Below are 5,938 nucleotides of genomic sequence, written 5' to 3'. Positions count from 1 at the left end.
AGGTAGGGGGCGGCAAGGGGGGCGAATTGCTGCATGCGTTCGAGTTCGCGGGCGACGGGTTGCTGGGCGATGCGCTGGAGGCGGTCGCGGATGCCGCGCAGGAAGCGGTCGAGGTCCGGCAGGCGGTTGTAGCCCGTGCTCATCAGGAAGCGGGGGCGCATGAGCCAGGCAAGCTGGTTTTCAAGGTCGCGGGCGATGGGTTCGGTGTGGCGGCTTGCGCGTGCGGTGAGGCAGTATTCGCGGACGAGGGCGTCCGTGATGGCGAGGCTGTCCCAGAGGCGTGCGGTGGTTTTCGCGATGTCGAAGAGGTTTTCGCGGAGGCGGATGCAGGCAGCGTCGAAGGCTTCGGCGGTGCGGGGCAGCGGGGTGCCGACGGCTCCTTCCATGGTGACGTGGACGAGGTCTTCGAGGTTGTTTTTCGGCTGTTGGCCGAGGGTGGAGAGGGCGAGCTTTCCTTCGAGTCCGAGAGGGAATTTTTTCCGCAGGTGGTTGACGAAGTCGCCGTGGCGGAACTGGAGGAGGCGGATGATGCCGTGGCGGTGGGCGTCCTCGGCCTGCCTGCGGCGCGGGTAGACGTGGATTTTGACGCATTCTCGCCCGTCCTGCAGGGCGGGGTAGCCTTCGGCGGTGCCGAGCTGTACGGAAGAGGGCAGGTCGCCGCAGTCCCATTTGGTCATGCCGGTGCGGGGGAATTCGCGGACGGCGGCGCTGGCGAATTGTTTGTCGAGGAGGGGTTGCAGCCTTTGGCGGATGGCGGCGATGTCCGTGCCGAGGGCGAGTTCGTTGCCTTCGTCGTCGCAGACCCAGATTTTGGTGACGAGTTCGGCGGGGAGGCGCGAGAAGTCGAAGGCATCGGGGCGGCAGGGGCGGCGCGTTTCGGTTTCGACGAATTCGGAGAGGGCATCCGCGAGGCTTTCTTCGCGTTCGACTCCGTTCCAGAGTTCGGCGAAGTATTCCGCCTTTTGGGTGATGGGTTGCAGGAAGACGCGGATGTCTTTCGGGAGGCTGCGGAGCAGGCATTCCGCGCGCCGGGCGAGGTGGCCGGGTACGCCCCATCCGGGGAGCCAGTCGGGGAAGTCGCGGAGCTGTTCGATGTGGAGGCCGAGGGTGACGCCGTCGTCCGCAGAGCCGGGATCGTCGTTGTAGTAGACGGAGTATTCGTTGCCGGCGTGTGCGAGGGTGTCGGGGAATTCGCCGAGAAGAGATTCGTCTTCAAAGTGGTACATGGCTTCGTCTCGCGGGACGAAGAGGATTTCCGGGTTCTGCTTTTCTTCCTTGTCGCGCCACTGGCGAAGGGCTTTTTCGGTGCAGATGTTTTGCGGGATGGTGCGGTCGAGCCAGTCGAAGGCGCCGTCTTCGTACCAGATTTGCCCCCGGCGGCGGAGTTTGTATTCGACGAGTTCGATTTCTTCGCGGAGGTCGGCGAGGTGTTGGAGGAAGGGAGGGGTGTCGCGGAGGCGGTTTTGCAGGATGCCTTCGCGGATCATGATTTCGCGGGCGGCTTTGGGGTAGTGCCTGCCGTAGTGGATGCGGCGCCCGTCGATGAGGACGAGGCCGCCGCAGTTGACCCGTTCTTTGGCGTAGACGGCTCCGGCCTGCTGGTCCCAAGCGGCGTCGTAGGCGTGGCAGGTGCAGAGCTGCGGGGCGATCTGTTCGACCCATGCGGGGTCGAGTACGGCGCAGCGGCGCATCCACAGGCGGGTGGTTTCGACGAGTTCGACGCCCATGATCCATTCCGAGCGTTTGTTGCGGCGGAACATGCCGGAGCCGGGGAAGATGCCGAAGTTGCGGCCTCCGGCTCCGCGGTAGAGTTTTTCTTCCGGTTTCCAGATGCCGAAGAGGAGGGGACCGCCCGCGAGGATGGAGCGGTGGATCATGGCCGGAGTGGCCTGCGTTTCGGGCGTGCTGCCGAGGGGGGATGGTTTCCAGCGGAGGCTTTCCCTGAGAAGGCGCGAGAGGTCTTCATGCAGGTTGTGCCATTCGAGGATGCGCGGCATGTTCAGGAAGTTGGCGGAGCACCATTTGCGGAGTTGGTTGCGCCGCCACTGGCGGCCTTCCCTGTAGGCGAGGCTGTCCTGCCAGAGGAGGAGCATGCCGAGGAAGTCGCTGTCTTCGTGCCGCCATTTGGCCTGGGCGGCGTCTGCCTTGTCGGCGCAGTCGCTCGGGCGTTCGCGCGGGTCCATGATGCTGAGGCCGGAGACGATGACGAGGAGTTCGGCGAGCGCTTTTTCATGGTTGGCTTCCAGCAGCATGCGGCCGAGGCGGGGGTCGATGGGGAGGCGTGCGAGCTGGTGGCCGATGGGGGTGAGGTCTTTTTTCTTGTCGAAGGCGCCGATTTCGCGCAGGGTGCGGTAGCCTTCGTTGATGAGTTTGGGCGAGGGCGGGTCGGGCAGGGGGAATTCGGAGAGGGGCGGGAGGTTCAGGTCCGCCATGCGGAGGATGACTCCGGCGAGGGCGCTGCGCCGGATTTCCGGGTCGGTGAAGGGGGGGCGTTCTTCCCAGTTTTCTTCGCTGTACAGGCGGATGCAGACGCCTTCGCAGACGCGGCCGCATCGCCCGGCGCGCTGGCGTGCGCTGGCCTGCGAGATTTCTTCGATCTGGAGCCGCTGTACCTGCCGGGCGGGGCTGTAGCGGCTGAGGCGGGCGAGGCCGCTGTCGATCACGTAGATGATGCCGGGGATGGTCAGCGAGGTTTCGGCGACGTTGGTGGCGAGGACGATGCGGCGTTCTCCGCCCTTGGGCTGGAAGATGCGCTGCTGTTCCGCCAGTCCGAGGCGGGCGAAGAGGGGGAGGATGGCGGTGCGGGGGAGGTTTTCTCCCGCGAGTTTGTCGGCGACTTCACGGATTTCGCGTTCGCCGGGCAGGAAGACGAGGACGTCCCCCCGGTTGTCCATGCTGCTGAGCCAGTGGACGGCGCGGGCGACGTGTTCGGGCAGTTCCTCCTGTTCGTTGCGCGGCGGCATGTAGTGCATGTCCACGGGGTAGGTGCGGCCTTCGACGCTGACGACGGGTGCGCCGTCGAAGAATTCCGCGAAGCTGCCCGCGTCCATGGTGGCGGAGCTGATGATGAGTTTGAGGTCGCGCCTGCGCTGCAGGAGGAGTTTGAGGTAGCCGAGGAGGAAGTCGATGTTGAGGCTGCGCTCATGGGCTTCGTCGAGGATGATGGTGTGGTATTTGCGGAGGTCGCGGTCGGTCTGCGTTTCGGCCAGCAGGATGCCGTCCGTCATCAGCTTGAGGCGGGTTTCCTCGTTGCATTTTTCGTCGAAGCGCACCTGGTAGCCCACGTAACCGCCCAGCGGGCATTTGACTTCTTCCGCGATGCGCCGCGCAACGGCGACGGCGGCAAGGCGGCGGGGCTGCGTGCAGCCGAGGATGCCCCGGCGGTCTCCGGCCACTTCGAGGGCGATCTTGGGGAGCTGGGTGGTTTTGCCGGAGCCCGTTTCCCCGACGACGACGACGACCTGATGCTGCCGCAACGCATCCGCGATCGCCTGCCGGTGGCGGGCGATGGGGAGGTCGGGATAGGCGAATTCGGGCGGCATCGGCGGCCTATCGTACTGGCTGCAAGGCTGGGGCGCAAGCCTCGCGTGCGTCTTGGCGCATGGTGGGTGCGGGGCGGATTCGATGGCGAAGGCGGCTTTTCCGGTTGACACCGGGCGCGTTTGTGAGAAACTGGAGGAGAAAATGTCCGTCCCCCAGAATACCATTGCTCTGATTTTCGATTACGACCAGACCCTCAGTCCGCATAACATGCAGGAGGATACCGTGTTCCCCGAGTTCGGCATTTCCGCGCCGGAGTTCTGGAAGAAGTGCAACAGGCGCAGCGCGGAGGAAGGCTGGGACGGGGAGCTGAGCTATCTGAAGGAGCTGCTGGACGAGCTGCGGCTGGACGGCGTGAGCAATGCGGATCTGATGCGCCTTGGGCAGAAGCTGACCTATTTCAACGGGATTCCCGAGTTCTTTTCCGAGTTCGAGCAGCGCGCCCTGCTGGACGATCACAAGGCTGCCGGGCTGAAACTCGAATATTATATCGTTTCTTCCGGCCTCAAGGCGATTATCGACGGTTCTTCCATCCGCCCGCATCTGAAGGCGGTGTTCGGCTGCGAGTTCAGCGAGCGGGATGGCTGCATCGACTTTCCGAAGCGCGTGATTTCCCATACGACAAAGACGCAGTTCCTCTTCCGCATCAACAAGGGGATGCTGGACTACACGCAGGACGTGAACGACCACATGCCGGAAGATATGCGCCCCATTCCCTTCAAGCACATGATCTACATCGGCGACGGGCCGACGGATGTGCCGTGCTTCACCGTGATGCGTGCGCAGGGCGGCCACACCGTCGCCGTGTACAATGCGGACGACCTGACGGGCGCCAGCTTCCGCAAATGCTTCCACTTGAAGGCGGATTCGCACCGGGTCGATTTCTTTGCTCCGGCGGACTACCGCGAAGGCAGCCATCTGTCGCTCATTCTTGAAGAGATCGTGCGCACGGTCGCCCACGGCATTCTGGAATCGCGCCGCCGCACGGTGGAGGAATCCCTGTATTCCGCGCCCAAGATCTATTGATCGTTTTATTTCAATCAATGATAAAACATGATAGCCATGTGCGTAGTATGATGGTATGTCTACAATATCTCATCTATTGAAATCGGTTGTTGTGGCGGTCGCCTCGGCAAGCATGCTGCATGCGGCGCCAGCTGAAACGGAGCAGGAGCGGGATGGCAGAATGCAATGGTGGCGCGACGGAAAATTCGGTATGTTCATCCATTACGGGTTGTATTCCGGGCTGGCCGGTGAGGTCGACGGCAGGAAGTATGACGGCTGCGTGGAGTGGATACAGAACATGGCCGGCCTCGACAGCGACAGCTACGCGGCCAAGGCTCTCCCGCTGTTCAAGCCGCAGCGCGGTTGCGCCAAGGCATGGGTCGAGCTGGCCCGGGATGCCGGATGCAAATACATCGTCCTGACGAGCAAGCACCATGAAGGCTTTGCCCTGTTTGATTCGAAGGCGAGCGAGTTCAACAGCGTGAAGGCAACAGGAGCCGATATCGTGAAGGAATATGCCGAAGCATGCCGGGCAAACGGCATCAAAACGGGCTACTATTATTCCCTGCTGGATTGGCACCATCCCGACTATGACGGCAAGCTCGCCCTGTCGCGCGGCATCTCGTATCCTTCCGGCAATCTGAAAACCCACCGTTTCGGCAATCATGATGCCTACAAGGCTTTCCTGAAACGGCAAATCGGTGAGTTGACGTCGAACTACGGAGCAGTCGATCTGATCTGGTGGGATTTCAGTTCCCGGGGATTTCAGGGTGACGAAGCATGGGGTGCGTCCGATTTGCTGCGCATGGTCAGGGACAAGCACCCGCAGGTTGTCATGAACAACCGGCTTTACGATGCGGCTACGGTCAAGGACCACGGGCCGATGACTGCCACGGCTCGCGAAAAGGGCGATTTCACCACGCCCGAACACTATATTCCCGAGAAGGGCGTGCGTGGCGACTGGGAAGCCTGCATGACGCTGAACGGCACATGGGGCTATTCAGCGACCAATAACGACTGGAAGACGCCCGAAGTTCTCGTCCGGCAACTGGCGGACACCGTCAGCCGGGGTGGCAATTTCCTGCTGAATCTCGGGCCGAAGGCGGACGGCAGCATTCCGGAAGAATCGGTTCGCCTGTTTCAGGCCATCGGCGCATGGATGAAGATCAATCAGGAGGCCATCTACGGTACGACGGCGAGTCCGTTCGCCGAGCCGTTCCCGTGGGGCGTGGTCACCGGAAAGGGAGATGCGCTTTACCTCATCATGTACGAGATGCCGAAGGACGGCATCCTGAAGCTTCCTTATGCCATGCAGGGCTCTCCTTCGGCTCAGGCTCTGGCTGACAGCTCGTCCGTGCCTGTGCGGCAGGAGGAAGGCGGAACCGTGCTGGAT

General features: G+C 62.7%; 3 protein-coding genes. 2 read left to right on the top strand and 1 reads right to left on the bottom strand.

The features are described from left to right. A partial coding sequence (gene hrpA / locus AC781_RS09510) for an ATP-dependent RNA helicase HrpA (protein ID WP_176712516.1) occupies positions 1-3,653 on the bottom strand: 3,653 nt, incomplete at its 3' end. 31 nt (positions 3,654-3,684) lie between these two features. Here hrpA and AC781_RS09505 point away from each other — a divergent pair. Further along, positions 3,685-4,566, top strand: coding sequence for an HAD family hydrolase (locus AC781_RS09505; protein WP_067777166.1), 882 nt, complete (start codon positions 3,685-3,687; stop codon positions 4,564-4,566). 55 nt (positions 4,567-4,621) lie between these two features. After that, a partial coding sequence (locus AC781_RS09500; protein ID WP_141675859.1) for an alpha-L-fucosidase occupies positions 4,622-5,938 on the top strand: 1,317 nt, incomplete at its 3' end.

It is taken from the genome of Neoakkermansia glycaniphila, assembly GCF_001683795.1.
GTDB classification, from domain to species: Bacteria; Verrucomicrobiota; Verrucomicrobiia; order Verrucomicrobiales; family Akkermansiaceae; genus Akkermansia; species Akkermansia glycaniphila.
This window is presented reverse-complemented; position numbering and strand designations above follow the sequence as displayed.